Raw genomic sequence first — 19675 nt, 5'->3', positions numbered from 1 at the left:
GGCGCGGCGCCCCCACCGGCGGGGGCGCCGAGAACGCGTTCGCCCCCAGGGGTCGGGCTAGTCCTCGGCGCTTCCCCCCGGACGTCGAACCGGCAGCAGGCGCGAGCCCGCCATGCTCTGTCCGAAGTGGTCGTCGGGATTGGACAGCACGCAGGTGTCCAAGGAGAGGCAGCCGCAACCGATGCAGTCCGTCAGGTGGTCGCGGAGCCGGCCCAGTCGTGTGATGCGCTCGTCGAGTTCGGCCCGCCACGCCTCGGAGAGCCGGGCCCAGTCCTCACGGGTGGGGGTGCGCTCCTCGGGAAGTCGGGCGAGCGCCTCCCGGATGGTGGCCAACGGGATGCCGACCCGCTGTGCGGCACGGACGAAGGCGACCCGGCGGAGGGCTTCTCGACCGTAGCGGCGCTGGTTGCCGCTGGTACGACGACTGTTGATGAGGCCCTTCGCCTCGTAGAAGTGGAGGGCGGAGACGGCGGCCCCGCTGCGGGCGGAGAGCTGGCCGACGGTGAGTTCGTGGATCTTCTCTGGGATCTGCGACACCCGGCGACCCTACTGGCCCGCCCCCTCCGGGCGTTGACAGCGGCCCGCGCACCCCACATGCTGAGCAAGCGCTTAGACACCGACCATCGGGTATGTCGTACGAGAAGGGACGAGGAACATGGCCGAGCCGAGGATCTTCACCTCCGCCGAGGAACTGCGCGCGGGGGTCGGCGAGCAGTTGGGGCACAGCGAATGGCTGGAGATCGACCAGAAGCGCATCGATCTGTTCGCCGAGGCCACCGGGGACCACCAGTGGATCCACGTGGACCCCGAGCGGGCGGCCTCCGGCCCGTTCGGCACGACCATCGCGCACGGCTATCTGACCCTGTCGCTCCTGCCGCTGTTCGTCCCGCAGGTGCTGCGGGTCGAGGGCATGAAGATGGGCCTCAACTACGGCACCGAGAAGGTGCGCTTCCCGGCACCCGTCCCGGTCGGCTCGCGGTTGCGCGCCACGGCCGTGCTGACGAAGGTCGAGGAGGCGGGCGGCGGCGTCCAGGTCACGGCGACGGTGACCGTGGAGCGCGAGGGCGCGGAGAAGCCGGTGTGCGTCGCCGAATCGGTGTCCCGCTACTACTTCTGAGCGCCGACCATCCTGAGCACGAGGTCGGCATAGAGGGCACCGACCTCGTCCGGCGTCCGGCGGCCCTGCGCATTGAACCAGCGCGCGACGTCGATGCAGAGGGAGAGGACGGCGACCGTGGTGCCGGGCACGTCCGGCACCACGAACTCGCCCGCGGCGACGCCCTCGTTGATGATGCGGCGGATCGCCGCGTCGGACTCGCGGCGCAGCTCCACGATCTCGGCGCGGTGCTCGGGGCCGAGCGCGTCGAGCTCGTACTGGACGACCCGCGCGGTCGTGTGGCGCTCGGCGTGCCAGCGGACGAAGGAACGCACGGCGTCGGCGAGCCGCTCGGCGGCCGTGCCGTCCCCGTCGGCCGCCGCCCGGAGGATCTCCAGGGCCTTGTCGTGGCCGATGCGGCTGATCCGGTGGAGCAGCTCTTCCTTGGTCTTGTAGTGGATGTAGAGCGCGGCCGGACTCATTCCGGCGCGCCCCGCGATGTCCCGGGTGGTGGTGGCGTGGTAGCCGCGCTCGGCGAACGCCTCGACGGCGGCCACGAGCAGCCGTCGGGCCGCCTCGGGCGTGACCTCGCCCCAGGGCACCTCCTCGCCCCCGGGCGTCTCCTCCGCCGCGCTCATCCCACACTCCTCCTCGGACCCCGTAGAGAACAACACCATACAACGAGGGTGAGCAAGCGCTTAGGGCTCCGGGCCCTCCGGACTCCCGGAAGGGGGCGCCACGGGGCTCCGGGAGGGGTCCGGACGGCGAGCCCGCACCCGGGGCGGCCTCCTCAGAGCTTCTGGAAGGGATCGTGCTCGGCGAGGAGCTTCTCCAGGCGGGCCTGGTCGACCCGACTGACGATCTGACCGGCCTCCTGGCGGTCGCGGACGACCTTGGCGAGGGTGAAGGCGGAAGTCGTGAGGTAGAGGACCGAGACGGCGAGGAAGGCCCGCACCCAGGCGTCGGCGTCGAGCCGGTAGATGCCGACGGTCACGGCGGCGATCGCGATCCCGAAGGAGACGACGGCCTGGGCGTAGTAGGCGGCGGTGTTCTGCTGCTTGACCGGTGTGTCGCTCATGCCCCACAGCATCGGGCGGACGTGGCCCCCGCCACATCCGCCCGGATACTCAGGGGAGTACTCAGAACGCCGAAACGCCCGTGAGCGCACGGCCGATGATGAGCTTCTGGATCTGGCTGGTGCCCTCGTACAAGGTCATGACGCGGGCGTCGCGGACCAGCTTTCCGACCGGGTACTCGTCGATGTAGCCGTAGCCGCCGAAGACCTGGAGGGCGTTGTTCGCGGCACGGACGGCGGCCTCGGAGGCGTACAGCTTGGCCATGGAGGCGGCGGTGGCGAAGTCCCGGCCGCGGTCGATCAGGTCGGCGACCCGCCAGGTGAGCAGCCGGGCCGCGTCCACGTCGACCGCGATGTCGCTGATCATTTCCTGGACGAGCTGGTACGAGGCGATGGGCTTGCCGAACTGCTCGCGCTCCCCCGCGTAGCGCACGGCGGCGTCGAGGGCGGCCCGGGCGATGCCGACGCAGCCGGCGGCGACGGACATGCGCCCCTTGGCGAGGGCGGACATGGCGACGGCGAACCCCTTGCCCTCGGGACCGAGCATCGCGTCGGCCGGGACGCGCACGTCGGCCAGGGCGAGTTCGGCCGTGGCCTGACCGCGCAGGCCGAGCTTGCCGTGGACGGGGCGGCGGGTGAGACCGGGGGCGTCGGCCGGGACGAGGAAGGCGGAGACGCCGCGGTGGCCCGGGGTGTCGTTCGTGCGGGCGAAGAGCAGCACGACATCGGCCCAGGTGCCGTTGGTGATGAACATCTTGCTGCCGTTGATCACGTACGCGTCGCCGTCGCGGACCGCGCGGGTGGCGAGGTTTCCGGCATCGGAGCCGGTGCCCGGCTCCGTGAGGCCGAAGCAGCCGAGCGCCTCACCGGTGGCCAGCCGGGGCAACCACTCCTGCTTCTGCTCCTCGCTGCCCCAGGCGGCGATGGTCTTGGCGACCAGGCCGAGCGAGACGGAGACGATGCCCCGGACGGAGGAATCGCCGCGCCCCAGCTCTTCGGTGACCAGGCAGTACGCGAGGTGGTCGCCGCCCGAGCCGCCGTACTCCTCCGGGAGGGTGAGCCCGAGGAAGCCGACGGCGCCCAGCTTCTTCACGATGCCCCGGTCGACCTCCTCGGCGCGGTCCCAGGCGACGGCGTGCGGAGCGACCTCGCGCGCGACGAACTCCTCGGCGAGCCGCCGTACGGCCTCCTGCTCCTCGCTCAGCTCCAGATCCATGCGGTGCCACCCCACTCGACCATTAAATTACCACTGCTAGTTTTTTTGTGCAGGCCTACTATGTGCGCCATGGCCCGACCGCGCAAGCCCCTGCTCAGCCGAGAACGCATCGTCGAGACGGCGGGCGCACTCGTGGACGCAGAGGGACTCGCCGCCCTCTCCACCCGGCGGCTCGCCGCCGAACTCGGAGTGAGCGGGCCCTCGCTCTACAACCACTTCCACACCAAGGACGAGATCCTCGACGCGGTCGCGGACGCGGTGAGCGCCAAGATCGACCTGTCGATGTTCGCGGAGGAGGACGGTCGGGACTGGCACACGGCGCTGCACGACTGGGCGGTGTCCTACCGCGCCGCCCTCGCCGACCACCCGCACATCGTCCCGGTCCTCGCCCAGGGACCCGGCCGCCGTCCGGCGGGCCTACGGGTGGCCGACGCCGTCTTCGGCTCCATGGTCCGCGCGGGCTGGCCCCCGGCACAGGCCACCTCCATCGGCGCGCTGATGCGGTACTTCATCACCGGCTCCGCCCTCGGATCCTTCGCCCGCGGCTTCGTCGACGACGAGACGGCGTACGATCCGGCCGATTACCCCCACCTCGGACGGGCCCACCTCCTCGCCGAGCACCGCCAGAAGGTCGACGAGGGCGCGTTCGAAACGGGACTGCGGGCCCTGCTCGACGGACTGCGCCTGCAGTACGAGGCGATCCCGGCGGCCCGCCGGGAAACGGCCCCGCGCCCGCAGGACGCACCGGCGCACGGAACCGCCGCACCTCCACGGGCGGCAGCACCGGCCCCGCAGGACGCTTCGGCCGCCGCCGAAGCATGAGGGGGGCAGGCTCGTCCCATGGCAGCCAGTGACCTCGCCGCCCTCGCGGCGCTCTTCGCGGACGAGAGCCGCGCCGCGTTCCTGCTCGCCCTGCTCGACGGTCGGGCCTGGACCGCCGGGGAACTCGCCCGGCACGCCGGCGTGGCGCCGTCCACCGCCAGCGAGCACCTCGGAAAGCTGGTCGCGGGCGGGGTGCTCACGGAGGAACGCCAGGGAAGGCACCGGTACGTACGCCTTGCGGATCCCGGGGTCGCGCACCTCGTCGAGGACCTGGCGACCCGGTCCGAACCCGCGACGCCCGCACCGCCGCACTCGCTGCGGGCCGCGAGCGCCGGGCGGGCGATGGCCCGCGGCCGGACCTGTTACGACCACCTCGCGGGACGGCTGGGCATCACCGTCACCGCGGCGATGACCGAGCGCGGACTGCTGCGCCAGGACACCGGTTTCGCACTCACGGACCGGGGCCTGGAGTGGTTCGCCGAGCAGGGCGTGCTCCTGGTGCGGAAGGGGCGGCGCCCCCTCGCCCGCGGCTGTCTCGACCGGACGGAGCGGCTCCCGCACCTCGCGGGGGTCGCGGGCGCCGCGCTGTGCCGGCACGCCCTGGACTCCGGGTGGTGCGTGCGGATCGGGTCCGAGCGGGCGGTCAAGGTGACCCCACGGGGCGAGACGGCCTTGCGGGGCGCCCTGGGCATCGCCCCGGCCGCACTGCGGTGAGGGATCGGGCGCCCGCCCCCACGACCGTGCGGTGAGCGCCGAAACGTCCACGACCTACCGTCGGAGCATGCAGAAGCCACCCTCCCGGCTCGCGCTCGCCGCCGCCGTGGTCACCGTCCTCCTGTGGGCCTCGGCCTTCGTCTCCATCCGCAGTGCCGGAGCGGCTTACTCCCCCGGCGCACTCGCGCTCGGACGACTGCTCGCCGGAGGCCTGGTCCTCGGCGCGGTGCTCCTGGTCCGGCGGGAGGGGCTGCCGCCCCGGGCGGCCTGGCCCGGAATCGCGCTCTCGGGACTGCTCTGGTTCGGGGTGTACATGGTGGTGCTGAACTGGGGCGAACAGGAGGTCGACGCGGGCACGGCGGCCATGCTGGTGAACATCGGACCGATCCTGATGGCCCTGCTCGGGGCGCGGTTCCTCCGGGAGTCCCTGCCGCCGCGCCTGCTCGTGGGCATGGCGGTCTCCTTCGCCGGGGCCGTGGCGGTCGGCCTGTCGACGTCCGGCGGCCCCTCCGGCGGCCACGTCTCCGTGCTCGGGGTGGTCCTCTGCCTGCTCGCCGCGATGGCGTACGCGGGCGGAGCGGTGGCCCAGAAGCCGGCGCTCGCACACGGCAGCGCCCTCCAGGTGACGACCTTCGGGTGCCTGGTGGGGGCGGTCGCCTGTCTGCCGTTCGCGGGGCACCTGGTCGAGGAGGCCGCCCGGGCCCCCCTGGGCGCGACCCTGAACATGGTCTACCTGGGGGTGTTCCCGACCGCGCTGGCCTTCACCACGTGGGCCTACGCACTGGCCCGCACGACAGCGGGCCGGATGGGGGCGACGACATACGCCGTGCCCGCCCTGGTCATCCTCCTGGCCTGGGGGCTCCTGGGCGAACTGCCTGCGCCGTTGGCCCTTCTCGGGGGTGCGATGTGCCTGGCGGGCGTGGCCGTATCCCGCTCCCGGTCACGGCTTTCCGCGAACACCGGAGCGGCCGAATCCACCTGACAGGCCATGCTCCCGGTTCCGGTCAGTTCGCAAGCGTGCCACGCGGGTAGAACGCCCCCGACCTGGATCGGAGATGTCCGTCAAGCCCCAGTTCTGGCCGCGCGTACGGAAAGGGCACGTTTCGTCGCCCCTCGGCCGGATAATTTCGAGGCGGTCACAAGCTCAGGCCGGAACCTGACGGTCTGACACCTTCTCGCGAGCCCACGGGGGAACCATGGCGATTCAGCAACGGGCGGAGCGGACGAGACAGGAGATCCTGTCGTCGGCCGCTCGGGTGTTCGACAGAGTGGGCTACGAGCGGGCCTCACTGGCCCGGATCGCCGGCGAGGCCCGGGTGACCACCGGTGCCCTCGTCTTCCACTTCGCCACCAAGTCGGACCTGGCCACAGCGGTGTGCGGACGGGCCCGCGCGGTCACCCGGATCACCGTCGAGTCCGCCTGTCTGTCCATGGAGGGGGTCGGCGGCACCTCGATCGACAAACTGGTCATCACCACCCACGCACTGATCCGGCTCTTCGAGACCGACCCCACGGCACGGGCGGGCGAGCGCCTCGCCCGTGAGCTGCAGTCGACCGCCTCCGGCATCGAGCAGGAGTGCCCCTGGAGGCGCGAGGTCGAGCGCCTGGTGAGGTACGCGGCGGCCGAGAAGGCCCTGCACCCGGACGCGGACGCAGCGGCGGTCGCCACGCTGATCAACTATGTGATCACCGGAGTCGAACTGGAGATCCGCCACCCGAATGCACGGAACGACGAGCCCTGGTCCGTCGAGGGCAGCGGCCTGCACCATCCCGCGGAAGAACGGCTGCGCCGCATCTGGGAGTTAATCCTGCCGGGGCTCGTCCACCCGACGACCCGGCTGCTCGACACCGCAGGCCCGTCCCCGGACCCCGGCGCGGGCAGCGCACCGACACGGCAGATCCCGCCGAAGGGCAGGTCAGCGACCACTTCCTGAGTGCAACAACTGGCGGGCGAAATCCGCCAGGGACTTTCCGATGCGCTCGACCGACAGGCCGAGTTCGTGCCGCTGGAACTGGTAGAGCTCGGGCGACAGCGGACTGAGCGCGATGTCGATCAACGGGTCCGGGTCCTGGACGCCGTGGTCGACGAGCAGGGTCCGGACGTGCACGCGCCAGAATCCGTAAGCCCCCGTCCGGAAGCGCGCGGGACCCGTCTCGGCCCCCAGTGCCAGCGGCAGGTGCCGTTCGAGCAGATCGAGCATCGCCAGGTAGAAGGCCGCGAGTCGCTCCCCCGCGGGGGCGCCCGGCCCGAGGGGCGGGGGTCCGTAGATGAGCTGGCCCTGCAGCCGCCGCTCGTGCTCGTCGAGCAGTGCCACGGCGACCGAAGAGGGGTCGGAGAAGCTCCGGTAGAGCGTGGCGCGGCCCACGCCGGCGGCCTTGGCGATCCGGTCCATGGTGACCGTCCGCGGGTCCTGCTCGGCGAAGAGCCGCTCGGCGGCGGCCAGGATCTGGGCGCGGTTGCGCTCCGCGTCGGCGCGTCGGCGCGGAGCGACCGGCTGCTCGTCCGGGGCCTGGAGGTCACCGAGGAGCCCGTCGACCCGATGCACGGAGGCTGCCCGACGGCCGCGCTGCTGCTCTTCCTCGCTCATGGGGCAGACCTTACTTCCCTCGAAGACAAGTGGACACCTTGTCCGTTTGCCATGCCTCGTGCCATGCTAAACGGACTTACTGTCCACTTAAACGCTCGCCATCCCCGCCCCAGGGAGATCCAGATGCACACCGCGCTCCTCGCCGCGGCCCTGCTGGTCGGCTGCCTCCTGGCCGTCCAGGCCTCGGTGAACCTCCAGCTCAACTCGGCCGTCGGCACTCCGTACGGCGCCTCGACCATTCAGCTCGGCGTCGCGACCACGCTGCTCGTCGTGCTCGCGGTGGCGGCCGGTGCGCTCGGCGCGCTCGGCAAGCTGCCCGACGTCGAGCCCTGGCAGCTGCTCGGCGGACTGGCCAGTCCGCTCTACATCACCAGCGGCATCCTGCTCTTCCCCCGGCTCGGCGCACTGGCGGCCGTCGGGCTCTTCGTCACCGGCCAGATGTTCGCCTCGCTCGCCCTCGACCTCTTCGGCCTCCTCGGCCTGGAGCAGAAGGACCTGAGCGCCGGGATCGTCATCGGCGCCGCCGCCGTGCTCGCGGGCATCGTCGTGATCATCCGGGGCATGAAGGCCGCGGCCCCTCCCGGCGCCCCCAAGATGTCGAGCGCCGGGCGCATCGGCTGGCTCGCCCTCGGCATCCTCGCCGGCGCCGTCCTGCCCGTCCAGGGAGCGGTCAACGCCCAGCTGCGCGCCCGGCTGCAGGAGCCCATCACCGTCGCCGTGATCAGCTTCGCCGTCGCGACCTTCACGATCGCCGTCGTCCTGCTCGTGCTCTACACGACCAGGAAGACCCCGAAGCCCAAGATCGCCCCGCTGAAGAAGATGCCCTGGTGGGGCTGGCTCGGCGGCGCCTGCGCCGCCGCGTACGTCACCGGCACCTTCCTGCTCATCCCCTCCATCGGCGCGGCGGTGACCATCGCCCTGACCGTGACGGGACAGCAGCTGACCTCGGCCCTGATCGACCACAAGGGCCTGTTCAAGCTTCCGCAGCGCTCCTTGACCAAGCCGCGCGCCCTGGGCCTCGCCCTGCTGATCGCCGGCTCCCTGACCATCCAGCTCGTCTGATCGAGGCCGGCGCGCCCCCGGGCACCCCGGGGGCCCCGGCCCGATCGGGGGCTCCCGAAAGGCTGCACATGAAGACGCCCCACACCGCCGGGCCGGACATCCACGTCCTCCCCTCGGCCCTCCCCATCCCCGGCCTCGGCGACCAACCGGTGAACGCCTTCCTCCTACGGTCCGGGGAGCCGCTCCTCGTCGACACCGGCATGCCCGTCGACCGGGAGGGCTTCCTGGAGTCCCTCTGGTCGCTCATCGACCCGACCGATCTGCGATGGGTCGTCGTGACCCACGACGACCGCGACCACACCGGCGCGCTCGCCGGCATCCTCCGGGCCGCACCGAACGCGAAGGTACTGGCCAACGCAATATCGGTGACCCGAATATCAGAGGAGTTCAACATTCCGCAGGACCGGGTGGTGACCGCGAACCCGGGAAGCCGCACGAGAATCGGCGACCACGACCTCAGTTTTCACCGACCGCCCACTTTCGATTCACCTGGAACCCTGGCGGTTTTCAACCATTCGGACGGCACACTGTACACCTCCGATAGTTTCGGAACCGTCGTAACAGAAATAGCCCAGGACTTCGCCGACCTCGACGAGAAGGAATTCTTTGACGGGTTCGACGTCCTGAACCGGGCGATAGCCCCGTGGACCGCGCTGGTCGACGAGGCGAAGTTCGTCCGTCCCGTACGCCAACTGGCCGCGCTGCGCCCGGCACGACTGCTCAGCGCCCACGGACCGACCGTCCGGGAGGACGCCGTACCCCGGCTCTTCGAAGCGATGGCCCGCATCCCGTCCCTGCCCGCCTGGCTGCCGGACGCCGACCTCGACCTCGAGGCGGCGCTGGACGCCCATGAGTCCCCCGCCGGCTGAACACCACTCGCCGACGCACGATCCGAGGAGAACCATGCCCGACCCGACCACTGCCGACCTGACCCCGCCGCGCGGAGTCGTCACCGTCTTCTCCGACATCTGGTGCTCCTTCGCGCACATCGCCATCCACCGGCTGCACGCCACTCGGGCCCGACTGGGCCTGGAGGCGCAGGTCTCCTTCGACCTGCGCGCCTTCCCCCTGGAACTGCTGAACGACGCCCCGAGCCCGCGCCCCGGCACGGACAGCGAGGTGGCCCGGATGGCCAGTCTGGAGCCGGCTGCCGGTTGGCAGTTGTGGCAGGCCAAGGACTGGTTGTACCCGTCGACGACGCTGCCCGCCCTGGAGGCCGTGCTCGCCGCGAAGGAGCAGAGCCTGAACGCCTCCGAGCAGCTCGACCTCGGCCTGCGCAAGGCCTTCTGGGCCGAGTCGCGCTGCATCAGCCACCGCAAGGTGATCCTGGACGTCGCCGCCGACACCGGCGCCGTCGACGTGGACGTCCTCGCCGAGGCGCTCGACGACGGGCGGGCCCGTCGCGCCCTCGCCGACCAGGCCGCCCTGTCCAAGAGCGACCGGATCAACTGCAGCCCCCACCTGTTCCTGCCCGACGGCTCCGACCACGCCAACCCCGGCATCGACGTGGGCTGGGAAGGCGCGTACGGGATCGGCTGGCCGGTGATCGCCTCGGACGACCCGAAGGTGTACGAGGACATCTTGCTGCGGGCCGCCACCGAGTAACAAGAAAAGCCGTCACCGGCGGCTCGGAAAAGGAACGACGGCCAGGCATTCCCGATCGCGGAATGCCTGGCCGTCGTTCCTTTTTTTTGCCCGCAGAACATCGCGGTGATTATTAATTGCGTGACCCGGCCGTTATTCGCAAGGCCGGTCGAAGCTCCTACAGTCATTCACGCCGCCGGAATTCCGGACGAGTTTCGTATCGACAGCGGGAGTTCTTCATGTCGTTGACCGACAAGGCAGACGTCAGCACTTTCGTCGACCTCACCCAGCACGAGATCGAGGCCCTGAAGACCCGGTTCAACCTGGCCGACGCCCACACGCACCAGCGCCAGTCCGCCTCTCAGGAACGGATCGTCTCGCGGCTCCCCGAACTCTGGCACGAATCCGAGTCGAAGCAGCAGGCCCACTTCGAGCGCCAGTTCATCGACGCCTTCTTCCGGCTGCACCGGCAGCCCACCGCCCGGGCGATGGACCGGACCCTGCTGTCGTACTCCGCCAGCGTCTCCACCATGGTCGCCGGCATGTTGCTCAAGCAGCGCGGCATGTCGGTGCAGTTGGTGGAGCCCTGCTTCGACAACCTGGTGGACCTGCTGCGCAACATGCAGGTGCCGATCTCCCCGCTCGCGGAGTCGGCGCTGCACGAGAAGGACGCCATCTACGAGCGGCTGGTCGAGCAGGTCGACGCGGACGCCCTCTACCTGGTCGACCCCAACAACCCGACCGGCTTCACCCTGCTCGCCGAGAAGCTGGAGGGTTTCCGCGAGGTCGTCCGCTACTGCGTGGACCACGGCAAGGTGCTGGTGATGGACTTCTGCTTCGCCTCCTTCGCCCTGTGCGACGAGGGCATCGGACGGGTCGACATCTACCGGCTCCTCGAGGAGTCGGGCGTCACCTACATGGTCATGGAGGACACCGGCAAGACCTGGCCGATCCAGGACGCCAAGTGCGCCATGATCACCGCCAGCCGGGACATCCAGGAGGAGGTCTACAACCTCCACACCAGCGTCCTCCTGAACGTCTCGCCGTTCGTCCTCAACATGGTCACGCAGTACGTCGAGGACTCCATCTCCGACGGCTTCGCCTCGGTCCGCGACGTCATCACGACCAACGGCGAGGCCGCCCGCGCCGCCCTCAGCGGCAGCATCCTGGAGTTCCAGGAGCCGGTCGTCGGCACCAGCGTCGCCTGGTTCCGGATCAAGCCCGAGCACCTGACCGCCACCCAGCTGCAGGCCGTCCTCTTCGACGAGGAGGTGTACGTCCTGCCGGGCACCTTCTTCTACTGGAACAGCAAGGAGAAGGGCGAGCGCTTCGTCCGCCTGGCCCTGGCCCGCGAGCCCGAGGTGTTCGCCGGTGCGATGGAGCGGATGCGGAAGGTGCTCGAGCGCTATGCGGCCTGACCCCGCCCCCGAGACGGCCGCCCCCGGCGGCGAGGTGTTCGTCGACGCCACGCTCTTCATGGGCATGCACAGCGGGGACGAGACCGTCCGGTCCGCCGCCAAGGCCTTCTTCGCCGGCCGACTGGCCGCCGGAGAGGCCGGCCGGGTCGTCATGAACTGGGAACAGGTCGGCCGCTGCGACGACCTCGTGTGGGGTTACGAACGCGGTGTGCAGGACGAGTACTACCCGTTCATGGACGTCCTCCACACCGATCTCGCCATCGACCGGATCGCCTACGACGAGGAAGACGTCCGCCTGGCCTTCACCACGCCCGGCCTGGACGGACTGCCCGTCCACGAGCGTCTGATGCTCTCCCAGGTGATCGCCCGTCGCGGCACCCTGCACACGGCGAGCCCCCGGCTCATCCGGACGGCCGGCCTGCCCGTCGTCCCGGTCGCCGCCGGCGCCGAGGCCTCGTTCCCGGCCTACCTGGAAGACCTCTACCAGCGCTCGCTGGTACTGACGGTCGCCTCCGAGAACCTCTGAGACCACGCCGTCCCCGACGGCGCGAGAAGACATCCGAAGGGCACCCCACTCATGCCTGACAGCTACTCCTACTCCGGGACGATCGTCCCGTTGATCACTCCCCTCGACGAGCACGGCACCGTCGACGAGCAGAGCGTCGTCCGCCTCCTGGACCACATCCGGACCGAGGTGACGGGCCTCATGCCGGCCCTGTCCTCCGGCGAGGGTTGGAAGCTCGACGCCCGGCAGTGGCAGGACGTGGTCACGTACACCGTCAAGCACGCCGAGGGACTCCCGGTGCTCGCCGGGATCCAACTGCCCGACACCGCCTCGGTGATCGAACGGGCGCGCACGGCCGCCGAGATCGGCGTCGACGCCATCGTCATCACCACTCCGTTCGGCACCGACGTGACGCAGGAGCAGATCTTCGAGCACTACCGGTCGATCCGCGCGGCCGTCGACGTGCCGATCTTCCTCTACAACGAGGAGGCGCTGTCGGGCAATCGCATCGAGTTCGAGACCCTGATCCGGATCTGCCGGGAGATCCCCGGGATCGCCGGCATCAAGGAGTCGAGCGGCGACGCCGCCTTCACCCGCCGGATGGCCGAGGCGGACACCGGCATCCCCGTCTTCGAGGGCTGGGAGAACCTGCTCGTCGACGCCCGTGGCATCCAGGGCTTCATCGGTCCGCTGGCCAACGTCGAACCCGGCCTGTGCAACGCGATGCTGGTCGACCCCACCCCCGACCGGCAGGCCGAGGTCAATGCCGTCTGCGAGCGGTACGGCATCTTCCGCGACGACTGGTACCGGTGGGTGAAGAAGGAGCTGCACCACCGCGGCATCATCGGCTCCCCCACCACGCACGAGGAGGCGACGGCGGAATGAGCACCACTCCCGCCTCGTCCGCCCCGGTGGCCGTCCACTCGGTCGCGGCCCCGGTCGCGACCGCCCAGCGCGAACTCCACGCGTTCTACAGACGCGTGCCGAACCTCGGCGACTACGGGTCGATGGCCGCGATCGAGGAGCGGTGGATCCTGCCGAAGGCCCGGGCCTACGAGGCCTCCGCGCCCCGGTTCGGTTCGACCGGCGAACTGCTCCGGGCGCTCAAGGAGTTCCTCGACGAGGAAGAGGCCGCACTGCCGGAGAGCGCGACCTTCCTCGCCGAGCAGGCGACGCTCGAACAGTTCAAGGTCGTCGTGAGGGAGTTCGCACTCGACGGGCTCACCGAGTCCGAGTCGCTGCTCCCGGTGGTTCCCCGGCTGCCGTACCGCTCGGCGATGGCCGTCTTCCGGGTCCTGATCGACGAACTCGGCTGTGGCAACGAGGAGAAGGCGCACTCCCAGCTCTACCGCGACCTGCTCACCGAGCTGGGCATGAGCCTCCGCCTCGACGACTACCTCGACGAGACGTCGCCGGAGTGCTACGCGTACGTCAACATGTTCCACTGGTTGGCGAGCCGGGCGCCCTCGCCCCAGTACTTCCTGGGGGCGTACGCCTACTTCGAGACCAGCGTCCTGTACGCCTTCCAGAGCTTCGCCCGCGCGGCGCGGCGGCTCGGCATCGTCCACGACGCCTACTACACCGAGCACCTGTACATCGACTCGTACCACAGCAGCCACATGCGCACGGCGATCCGCGCCCTGGACGAGCCGGACCTGGCGAAGATCTGGGCGGGCGTGCGGTTGGCCTCCGACATCGTCGGCGAGGCGACGGAGACGGCGATCGCGCGGGCCCGGGAGACCGTCGCATGACGGCCGGGCCCGCCGGGCGGCGGGACGCCGCGGAACCCGCCGTCCGCCAGGTGACCGAAGACCTGGTCCTGGTCGAGGTCGGCGGTCGCAAGGTCCTCGCCGCTGCCGTCTGCCCGCACCGCGGGGGCCGGCTCAAGTACGGCAGGGTCGACGGGGACAGGTTGCGGATCACGTGTCCCCTGCACCACACGACCTTCGACCTCACGAGCGGCGAGCGGCTCTCGGGGGCGGCCTGCGCCGCCCTCCGGGTGGTCGACGTGCTGCCCGGCCAGGACCTGCCCGAACGCACCGGAGGCGCCTCATGACCACCACACCGACCGGGGCGGCGTCCACCGTGACGCCGCCCCGTGCGGCGGTCGACCACGACGGCGTCGCGCCGGTGCCCGATGCCGAACGCACCTCGACGCCCGCCGATTTCGGCTGGATCTGGCCCTCCGCACAGTTCTCCTTCGGCACCGTGGTCCTGGGCGCACTGCCCGTGGTCTTCGGCCTGGGATGGTGGGCGTCGGCCAGTGCCATCGCGGTGGGCGTCGCCATCGGGACGGCACTGCTCGCCCCGCTCGCCCGGTTCGGCATCCGCACCGGCACGAACGACCCGGTGGCGAGCGGGGCGCACTTCGGGGTGCGGGGCAGGGTGGTCGGCAACACCATCACGGTGGTCACGGCGCTCGGCTTCTTCGCGATCGCGGTGTGGACGGGCGGCACCGCCGTCATGGTCGCGGGACACCGACTGCTCTCCACTCCCACCGGGCCGGGTGCCCTGACCGTCGCGATGTTCGTGACGGCGGCGGCGGTCGCACTGGTCGCCGTGCGCGGCCACGAGGCGCTCGTGCGCACGTACCGCATCACGGCGCTCACCGGCGGCGCGGTCCTGCTCGGCACGGTGCTCGTGCTCGCTCCCCGCTTCGACCCGGGGTACGCCGGCGGGACCCTGGCCTTGGACAGCGCCCTGCACACCTGGTTGCTCGCGGCGACCGCGTCCGCGACGGTGCCGCTGTCGTACGCCACCTTCCAGGGCGACTACACCCGCTTCATGCCGGCCACCACACCGACCCGCCGGGTGGTGCGGGCGAGCGGGACCTCGATGTTCCTCAGCAGCCTCGCCGCACTGCTCACCGGGGCGTACGTGACGACGCTCTTCCCCGTGCCCGACGAGCCGTGGCTGCAGGGCCTGACGGATGCCGTGCCCGGCTGGTTCGCCGCGGCCGTGGTGCTCTTCGGCTTCGCGGGCACCCTGCCCCAGGCCGGGCTGTGCCTGTACGCGGCCGGGCTCTCCGCCAACTCGGTGTTCTGGCGCTCCTCCCGGGCCGCCGTGACCACGGTGGTCGCACTGCTCGCGGCGGCGGTGCTCTACCTCGGGGCGGTGGTGTACGACGCGATGGACGCGATGTCGGCGTTCGTCACCCTGCTGCTCACGGTCGTCGCCCCGTGGGCGGCGGTGCTCTCGGTCGGCTACGTGCTGCACCGGGGCAGGTACGACGCGGAGGCGCTGCGCTCGTTCACCACGGGCGGCGGCGGCCGCTACTGGTACGCGGGCGGCGTCAACCCCCGCGCGGCGATGGCCTTCGCGGCCGGCTCGACGGTCGGCGTGCTGTGGGTGAACAACCCGCTGTACACCGGGCCGTTGACCGGGCTGACCGGCGGGGTGGACCTTAGCCTGCCGGCTTCCTTCCTGGTGGCGTCGGTGCTGTACGGAGGGCTGTGCCGGGTGTGGCCGGAGCCGCTGCTCCCGCCCCCGCGAAAGCGTTGAGTCCGCAGGCCTTCGTCCCGGAGGCCACTGCTCCGAAGGCCGGCCGTCCCGCGGTTCGACGTCCGGCTGACCGATCGAGAATTCCGAGGTGACCCGTTCATGTCCATGTTCCGACTCGTGGTCCGGTCGGTCGTCGAGGAGGCGGACGGCGTCCGGGGGCTGCTCCTCGCCGATCCGGCGGGGGGTGACCTGCCCCCCTGGGAACCCGGGGCGCACCTGGAGGTGGCGCTGCCGTCGGGGGCGGTCCGGCACTACTCGCTCTGCGGGGACCCCGCTGACCGGAGCACCTACCGGCTGGGGGTGCTGCGGGAGCGGGCGGGCCGCGGCGGTTCGGAGGAGGTCCACACCCGCGTCGGCGAGGGCACGGTCCTCGGCGCGCGGGGTCCCTTCAACCGCTTTCCGCTGGTCCCCGCCGATCGGTACCTGTTCGTCGCGGGAGGCATCGGCATCACCCCGCTGCTGCCGATGGTGCGGGCGCTGCCGCCGGGATCGTGGTCCCTGCTGTACGGGGGCCGGAGCCTCGCGGCCATGGCGTACCGCGAGGAGCTCTCCGCGCTCTCCGGGGCCACGCTCGTCCCGCAGGACACGGCGGGGCTGCCCGACCTGGACGCCGCCCTCTCCGGACTGCCCACCGGGACGGCCGTGTACTGCTGCGGCCCGGAAGGGCTGCTGAGGGCGGTGCGGGACCGCTGGTCGGGGCCGCTGCACACGGAGCGGTTCGGCGCGGCGCCGGCGCCCCGACCCGAGGAGACCGCCGGTTCCGCTTCCGACGGCTCGGGAGGTCCCGAAGGCTTCGAGGCTCCCGAAGGCTCCGGAGGGGTCGAAGGCTCCGGAGGGGTCGAAGGCTCCGGGGGTTTCGAGGTGGAGCTGCGTCGGAGCGGACGGACCGTGCGCGTCGCGCCGGGCCGGACCCTGCTCGACGCCGTGCGCGAAGCGGTGCCGGGCGTCGCGTACTCCTGCGAGGAGGGCTGGTGCGGCACGTGCGAGACGAAGGTGCTCGCCGGAACGCCCGAGCACCACGACTCCGTCCTCGGCGAGGACGAGAGGGCTTCGGGGACGACGATGATGATCTGTGTGGGCCGCTCGTGCGGGGCCCGTCTCGTCCTGGACCTGTGAGGCGCGCGGAAGCCCGTGCCGGCGAGTGGGCCGGTGCGGACTTCCGCGCGGTGCGGGGCTTCAGGGGAAGACGACCAGGGCGCGACCGCCCTTGCCCGCGAGCATGTTGTCGAAGGCGCCCGGGATGCCGTCCAGGGTGATGCGCTCGGTGACGAGGGCGCCGAGGTCGAGCCGTCCGGCCCTGATGTGCTCGGCGAGGACCGGCAGGTCTTCGGCCGGGTTCGAGTTGCCGTAGACGCAGCCGGCCAGGGTGCGGCCCCAGTGGAAGAGCTCCAGGGCGTTGAAGGTGACCTGCTGCTCCTTGCCGCCGATGCCGACGACGGTGGTTCGACCGCCGCGTCGGGTGGATTCCCAGGCGGTCCGGATGGTGACGGCCCGACCGACGCACTCGACGGCCACGTCCACGCCCTGGCCGCCGGTCAGCTTCCGGATCTCCTTGGCCGTGGTCCCGGAGGCCACGACGTACTCCGTCGCGCCCGCGCCCCGGGCCAGGGCCTCCTTCTCCGGGGAGACGTCCACCGCCACGACGGTGGACGCTCCCGCGATCCGGGCGGCCTGGAGGGTGGCGAGGCCCACGCCCCCGACGCCGAAGACGGCGACGGTCTCGCCGGCGCGGACCCGTGCCGCGTGGTGGACCGCGCCCCAGCCGGTGAGGACGGCGCAACCGAGCAGGGCGGCGTCGGCGAGCGGTACCCCGTCGGGAACGGGCAGGACGCAGTTCGCGGCCACGACCGTCTCCTCGGCGAAGGCCGCGACGTTGAGGCCGGGGTGGAGTTCGGTGCCGTCCCCGGTGCGGGCGTGGACGTTCGCGGCGCCGGTCAGCGCGTTCGCGCAGAGCCAGACCTCGCCGAGCGAGCAGGGGTGGCAGTCGCCGCAGGACGGCGCCCAGTTGAGGACGACGCCGTCGCCCGGGGCGACGTGGGTGACGCCCTCGCCGACGGAGACCACGGTGCCCGCGCCCTCGTGGCCGAGGACGGCCGGAACCGGCACGCGCATGGTGCCGTTGGAGAGGGACAGGTCGGAGTGGCAGACCCCGGCGGCTGCGAGCCGGACCCGGACCTGGCCGGGACCGGGCTCGGGCAGCTCGATGTCGGTGATCTCCAGGGGAGAACCGACGGCGGGCAGGACGGCGGCGCGGATCACGCTCACGTGCGGTGCTCCTCGGGGCTCAGAACTGCAGGGACTTGGTCTGGAGGTACTCGGCGAGACCGTGCGCGCCGAGCTCCCGGCCGACGCCGGACTGCTTGTAGCCGCCGAAGGGGGCCAGCGGGTTGAAACGGCCACCGTTGATGTCGACCTGGCCGGTGTCCATGCGCCGGGCGAAGGCGACGGCCTCGGCCTGCTCCCCCCAGACGGCGCCGCCGAGACCGTAGACGGTGCCGTTGGCGATGGCGAGGGCCTCCTCCTCGTCCTCGTACCGGAGGAGCGAGACGACGGGGCCGAAGATCTCCTCCTGGGCGATGGTCATGTCGGGGGTGACGTCGGCGAAGACGGTCGGGGAGACGTAGAAGCCGGTTTCGCGCGGGGCTTCGGGGCCGCCGGCAGCGAGCCGGGCGCCCTCCTCGATCCCCTTCTCGATGTAACCGCGGACGCGCTGCCGTTGCCCGGCGCTGACCAGGGGGCCGATGCGCTCCCCGGGCACGTACGCGGCAACGGCCTCGACGGCGAGCGCCACCGCCTCCTCGTACCGGTCGGCGGGGATCAGCATCCGGGTCCAGGCGCTGCACGTCTGACCGGAGTTGGACATGACGTTGGCGATGCCGACGGCGACGGCCTTGGGGAGGTCGGCGCTCGGCAGGACCACATTGGCGGACTTGCCGCCGAGTTCGAGGGCGACGCGCTTGACGGCGCCGCCCGCGAGCGCCCCGATGCGGCGACCGACGGCGGTGGAACCGGTGAAGGAGACGAGGTCCACGTCCGGGTGTTCGGCGAGGGCCTGTCCCGCGATCGGCCCGAGGCCGGTGACGAGGTTGAAGACTCCGGCGGGCAGGCCCGCCTCGTGGACGGCCTCGGCGAAGAGCTGAGCGGTGAGCGGGGTGTCCTCGGCGGGCTTGAGGACGGTGGTGCAGCCGGCGGCGAGGGCCGGGGCGACCTTGGCGACGATCTGGTGGAGCGGGTAGTTCCACGGGGTGATCGCGGCAACGACGCCGACGGGCTCGGCGTAGACGGTGGAGTTGCCGACCTCCTCCTCGAAGGGGTGGGTGGCGGCGAGTTCGGCGTACGAGCCGACCACGGCGATCGGCAACCCTGCGTGGACCGCGGCGGCGAGCTTCGGCGGGGCTCCGAGTTCGGCGGTGACGGTGGCGGCGATCTCCTCCTTGCGGGCGGCGAGCGCGTCGCGGAGGGCGGAGATCCGGGCCGCGCGCTCGGCGGGCGGGGTGGCGGCCCAGCCGGGCAGGGCGGTGCGGGCGGCCCGGACGGCGGCATCGACGTCCTCCACGGTGCCCGCCGGAACATGGTCGATGACCTGCTCGTCCGCCGGATTGACCACGGGAATGCGGTCGGTGGAGGAGGCGGGGCGCCATTCCCCGCCGATGTACATCGCGTCGTGGGCCTTCATCCGCTGTCTCCTCACGTTGCCTGCCGGGGGGGGCGACCGGTTCACCGGCGGTTCCGTGCGGTCCACGGTGGGGTCCGCGGTCCCGTCCGATCCGCCGTCGCGCCCAAACTAGCGTCGTTAGTTTTGTGGCGCCAGGGCCTGCCGGAGTGCCCCCGGTCTCACCCGGCAGCGATCCACCGCGTCGCTCGATCGTGCCGGTCGGACCCGCGCGCCGTCCACCTCGCACCCGGACAGGAGTGCGCCCCGGGAACTGGCAGGTGCCCCCTTGCCCCGTCGGGCCCTCGATGCCTTTCGGGAGGAACGGGGTCGCGCTCCGACCCTCCGGTCGGCGGCACGGACCGGGGCGGCGCACCGGTGGTCGAAACGCCCCCTGGCCCCCGGTCCGCCCCACCGGCTCGGGTGCGGAGCGGGCACGACG

At 71.6% G+C, this 19675-nt stretch carries 22 protein-coding genes; 15 read left to right on the top strand and 7 right to left on the bottom strand.

Translation table 11 applies throughout. The features are described from left to right. Positions 1-57: 57 nt before the first annotated feature. A complete protein-coding gene (gene soxR / locus ACFW22_RS17280) occupies positions 58-537 on the bottom strand; it encodes a redox-sensitive transcriptional activator SoxR (RefSeq protein ID WP_386404644.1) in 480 nt (159 codons plus the stop codon). Positions 538-655: 118 nt separating this feature from the next. On the opposite strand from soxR, the gene ACFW22_RS17275 reads away from it, so the two are divergent. Next, positions 656-1117: a MaoC family dehydratase gene (locus tag ACFW22_RS17275; protein ID WP_386404641.1), complete on the top strand. Its 462-nt coding sequence runs from the start codon at positions 656-658 to the stop codon at positions 1115-1117. Here ACFW22_RS17275 and ACFW22_RS17270 read toward each other — a convergent pair. The 3 genes from ACFW22_RS17270 to ACFW22_RS17260 form a co-directional block, all read right to left on the bottom strand. Beyond that, complete coding sequence (locus ACFW22_RS17270) at positions 1108-1734, bottom strand: TetR/AcrR family transcriptional regulator (RefSeq protein ID WP_386404638.1); 627 nt, start codon at positions 1732-1734, stop codon at positions 1108-1110. The two genes, ACFW22_RS17275 and ACFW22_RS17270, sit on opposite strands and share 10 nt — an antisense overlap. A 152-nt stretch (positions 1735-1886) precedes the next feature. Then, complete coding sequence (locus ACFW22_RS17265) at positions 1887-2174, bottom strand: YiaA/YiaB family inner membrane protein (RefSeq protein WP_384874923.1); 288 nt, start codon at positions 2172-2174, stop codon at positions 1887-1889. Positions 2175-2235: 61 nt separating this feature from the next. Continuing rightward, positions 2236-3387, bottom strand: a complete 1152-nt coding sequence (locus tag ACFW22_RS17260) for an acyl-CoA dehydrogenase family protein (protein ID WP_386404635.1) — start codon at positions 3385-3387, stop codon at positions 2236-2238. Between the two features lie 69 nt (positions 3388-3456). On the opposite strand from ACFW22_RS17260, the gene ACFW22_RS17255 reads away from it, so the two are divergent. The 4 genes from ACFW22_RS17255 (at position 3457) to ACFW22_RS17240 (ending at position 6857) form a co-directional block, all read left to right on the top strand. After that, a complete protein-coding gene (locus tag ACFW22_RS17255) occupies positions 3457-4209 on the top strand; it encodes a TetR/AcrR family transcriptional regulator (RefSeq protein WP_386404632.1) in 753 nt (250 codons plus the stop codon). An 18-nt stretch (positions 4210-4227) separates the two neighbouring features. Beyond that, complete coding sequence (locus tag ACFW22_RS17250; protein WP_386404628.1) at positions 4228-4923, top strand: ArsR/SmtB family transcription factor; 696 nt, start codon at positions 4228-4230, stop codon at positions 4921-4923. 67 nt (positions 4924-4990) lie between these two features. Next, positions 4991-5905 (top strand): DMT family transporter, encoded by a 915-nt coding sequence (locus ACFW22_RS17245; protein WP_386404625.1) that lies wholly within the window; start codon positions 4991-4993, stop codon positions 5903-5905. 214 nt (positions 5906-6119) lie between these two features. Further along, a complete protein-coding gene (locus ACFW22_RS17240) occupies positions 6120-6857 on the top strand; it encodes a TetR family transcriptional regulator (RefSeq protein WP_386404622.1) in 738 nt (245 codons plus the stop codon). On the opposite strand, the gene ACFW22_RS17235 is transcribed toward ACFW22_RS17240, so the two are convergent. Next, positions 6840-7511 carry a TetR/AcrR family transcriptional regulator gene (locus tag ACFW22_RS17235; RefSeq protein WP_386404619.1) on the bottom strand — a complete coding sequence of 224 codons (672 nt, stop codon included), beginning with the start codon at positions 7509-7511 and terminating at the stop codon, positions 6840-6842. The genes ACFW22_RS17240 and ACFW22_RS17235 overlap by 18 nt on opposite strands. A gap of 123 nt (positions 7512-7634) precedes the next feature. Here ACFW22_RS17235 and ACFW22_RS17230 point away from each other — a divergent pair, with 123 nt between their 5' ends. The 10 genes from ACFW22_RS17230 to ACFW22_RS17185 all read left to right on the top strand — a co-directional run bounded on the left by ACFW22_RS17230 (position 7635) and on the right by ACFW22_RS17185 (position 16697). Next, positions 7635-8573: a DMT family transporter gene (locus ACFW22_RS17230; protein ID WP_386404616.1), complete on the top strand. Its 939-nt coding sequence runs from the start codon at positions 7635-7637 to the stop codon at positions 8571-8573. A 68-nt stretch (positions 8574-8641) separates the two neighbouring features. Next, entirely contained in the window at positions 8642-9442 is an 801-nt protein-coding gene (locus tag ACFW22_RS17225) for an MBL fold metallo-hydrolase (protein WP_386404613.1), read from the top strand. Positions 9443-9476: 34 nt separating this feature from the next. Continuing rightward, positions 9477-10178 carry a DsbA family protein gene (locus tag ACFW22_RS17220; RefSeq protein ID WP_386404610.1) on the top strand — a complete coding sequence of 234 codons (702 nt, stop codon included), beginning with the start codon at positions 9477-9479 and terminating at the stop codon, positions 10176-10178. Between the two features lie 218 nt (positions 10179-10396). Beyond that, positions 10397-11575, top strand: coding sequence for an aminotransferase class I/II-fold pyridoxal phosphate-dependent enzyme (locus ACFW22_RS17215; RefSeq protein ID WP_386404607.1), 1179 nt, complete (start codon positions 10397-10399; stop codon positions 11573-11575). Further along, the gene (locus ACFW22_RS17210) at positions 11565-12101 is read left to right on the top strand and encodes a DUF6190 family protein (protein WP_386404604.1); all 537 of its coding nucleotides are present in this window, start codon (positions 11565-11567) and stop codon (positions 12099-12101) included. The genes ACFW22_RS17215 and ACFW22_RS17210 overlap by 11 nt, the downstream gene beginning before the upstream one ends. A 51-nt stretch (positions 12102-12152) precedes the next feature. Further along, positions 12153-12965, top strand: coding sequence for a dihydrodipicolinate synthase family protein (locus ACFW22_RS17205; RefSeq protein ID WP_386404601.1), 813 nt, complete (start codon positions 12153-12155; stop codon positions 12963-12965). Beyond that, positions 12962-13831 (top strand): iron-containing redox enzyme family protein, encoded by an 870-nt coding sequence (locus ACFW22_RS17200; RefSeq protein ID WP_386404598.1) that lies wholly within the window; start codon positions 12962-12964, stop codon positions 13829-13831. Before ACFW22_RS17205 ends, ACFW22_RS17200 begins: the two co-directional genes overlap by 4 nt. After that, entirely contained in the window at positions 13828-14136 is a 309-nt protein-coding gene (locus tag ACFW22_RS17195; RefSeq protein WP_386404595.1) for a Rieske (2Fe-2S) protein, read from the top strand. Before ACFW22_RS17200 ends, ACFW22_RS17195 begins: the two co-directional genes overlap by 4 nt. Further along, positions 14133-15581: a purine-cytosine permease family protein gene (locus ACFW22_RS17190; protein WP_386404592.1), complete on the top strand. Its 1449-nt coding sequence runs from the start codon at positions 14133-14135 to the stop codon at positions 15579-15581. The genes ACFW22_RS17195 and ACFW22_RS17190 overlap by 4 nt, the downstream gene beginning before the upstream one ends. Positions 15582-15680: 99 nt before the next feature. Further along, the gene (locus ACFW22_RS17185) at positions 15681-16697 is read left to right on the top strand and encodes a PDR/VanB family oxidoreductase (RefSeq protein WP_386404589.1); all 1017 of its coding nucleotides are present in this window, start codon (positions 15681-15683) and stop codon (positions 16695-16697) included. Between the two features lie 60 nt (positions 16698-16757). Here ACFW22_RS17185 and ACFW22_RS17180 read toward each other — a convergent pair whose 3' ends face one another. Next, the gene (locus ACFW22_RS17180; RefSeq protein ID WP_386404709.1) at positions 16758-17840 is read right to left on the bottom strand and encodes a Zn-dependent alcohol dehydrogenase; all 1083 of its coding nucleotides are present in this window, start codon (positions 17838-17840) and stop codon (positions 16758-16760) included. A gap of 25 nt (positions 17841-17865) precedes the next feature. After that, on the bottom strand, positions 17866-19257 hold the full coding sequence (locus tag ACFW22_RS17175; RefSeq protein ID WP_386404586.1) for an aldehyde dehydrogenase family protein: 1392 nt from the start codon (positions 19255-19257) through the stop codon (positions 17866-17868). Between the last annotated feature and the right edge of the window lie 418 nt (positions 19258-19675).

The organism is Streptomyces sp. NPDC058872 (genome assembly GCF_042743065.1).
In the GTDB taxonomy this organism is placed as follows: Bacteria; Actinomycetota; Actinomycetes; order Streptomycetales; family Streptomycetaceae; genus Streptomyces.
Note: the sequence above shows the minus strand (reverse complement) of the source record. Positions and strands in the feature narration are given on the sequence as shown.

What these genes read in the sequence shown, in the direction of transcription:
- ACFW22_RS17275 (WP_386404641.1), top strand. Translation starts at nt 656, where the DNA reads ATGGCCGAGCCGAGGATCTTCACCTCCGCCGAGGAACTGCGCGCGGGG.
- ACFW22_RS17270 (WP_386404638.1), bottom strand. Translation starts at nt 1,734, where the DNA reads ATGAGCGCGGCGGAGGAGACGCCCGGGGGCGAGGAGGTGCCCTGGGGC.
- ACFW22_RS17265 (WP_384874923.1), bottom strand. Translation starts at nt 2,174, where the DNA reads ATGAGCGACACACCGGTCAAGCAGCAGAACACCGCCGCCTACTACGCC.
- ACFW22_RS17260 (WP_386404635.1), bottom strand. Translation starts at nt 3,387, where the DNA reads ATGGATCTGGAGCTGAGCGAGGAGCAGGAGGCCGTACGGCGGCTCGCC.
- ACFW22_RS17255 (WP_386404632.1), top strand. Translation starts at nt 3,457, where the DNA reads ATGGCCCGACCGCGCAAGCCCCTGCTCAGCCGAGAACGCATCGTCGAG.
- ACFW22_RS17250 (WP_386404628.1), top strand. Translation starts at nt 4,228, where the DNA reads ATGGCAGCCAGTGACCTCGCCGCCCTCGCGGCGCTCTTCGCGGACGAG.
- ACFW22_RS17245 (WP_386404625.1), top strand. Translation starts at nt 4,991, where the DNA reads ATGCAGAAGCCACCCTCCCGGCTCGCGCTCGCCGCCGCCGTGGTCACC.
- ACFW22_RS17240 (WP_386404622.1), top strand. Translation starts at nt 6,120, where the DNA reads ATGGCGATTCAGCAACGGGCGGAGCGGACGAGACAGGAGATCCTGTCG.
- ACFW22_RS17235 (WP_386404619.1), bottom strand. Translation starts at nt 7,511, where the DNA reads ATGAGCGAGGAAGAGCAGCAGCGCGGCCGTCGGGCAGCCTCCGTGCAT.
- ACFW22_RS17230 (WP_386404616.1), top strand. Translation starts at nt 7,635, where the DNA reads ATGCACACCGCGCTCCTCGCCGCGGCCCTGCTGGTCGGCTGCCTCCTG.
- ACFW22_RS17225 (WP_386404613.1), top strand. Translation starts at nt 8,642, where the DNA reads ATGAAGACGCCCCACACCGCCGGGCCGGACATCCACGTCCTCCCCTCG.
- ACFW22_RS17220 (WP_386404610.1), top strand. Translation starts at nt 9,477, where the DNA reads ATGCCCGACCCGACCACTGCCGACCTGACCCCGCCGCGCGGAGTCGTC.
- ACFW22_RS17215 (WP_386404607.1), top strand. Translation starts at nt 10,397, where the DNA reads ATGTCGTTGACCGACAAGGCAGACGTCAGCACTTTCGTCGACCTCACC.
- ACFW22_RS17210 (WP_386404604.1), top strand. Translation starts at nt 11,565, where the DNA reads ATGCGGCCTGACCCCGCCCCCGAGACGGCCGCCCCCGGCGGCGAGGTG.
- ACFW22_RS17205 (WP_386404601.1), top strand. Translation starts at nt 12,153, where the DNA reads ATGCCTGACAGCTACTCCTACTCCGGGACGATCGTCCCGTTGATCACT.
- ACFW22_RS17200 (WP_386404598.1), top strand. Translation starts at nt 12,962, where the DNA reads ATGAGCACCACTCCCGCCTCGTCCGCCCCGGTGGCCGTCCACTCGGTC.
- ACFW22_RS17195 (WP_386404595.1), top strand. Translation starts at nt 13,828, where the DNA reads ATGACGGCCGGGCCCGCCGGGCGGCGGGACGCCGCGGAACCCGCCGTC.
- ACFW22_RS17190 (WP_386404592.1), top strand. Translation starts at nt 14,133, where the DNA reads ATGACCACCACACCGACCGGGGCGGCGTCCACCGTGACGCCGCCCCGT.
- ACFW22_RS17185 (WP_386404589.1), top strand. Translation starts at nt 15,681, where the DNA reads ATGTCCATGTTCCGACTCGTGGTCCGGTCGGTCGTCGAGGAGGCGGAC.
- ACFW22_RS17175 (WP_386404586.1), bottom strand. Translation starts at nt 19,257, where the DNA reads ATGAAGGCCCACGACGCGATGTACATCGGCGGGGAATGGCGCCCCGCC.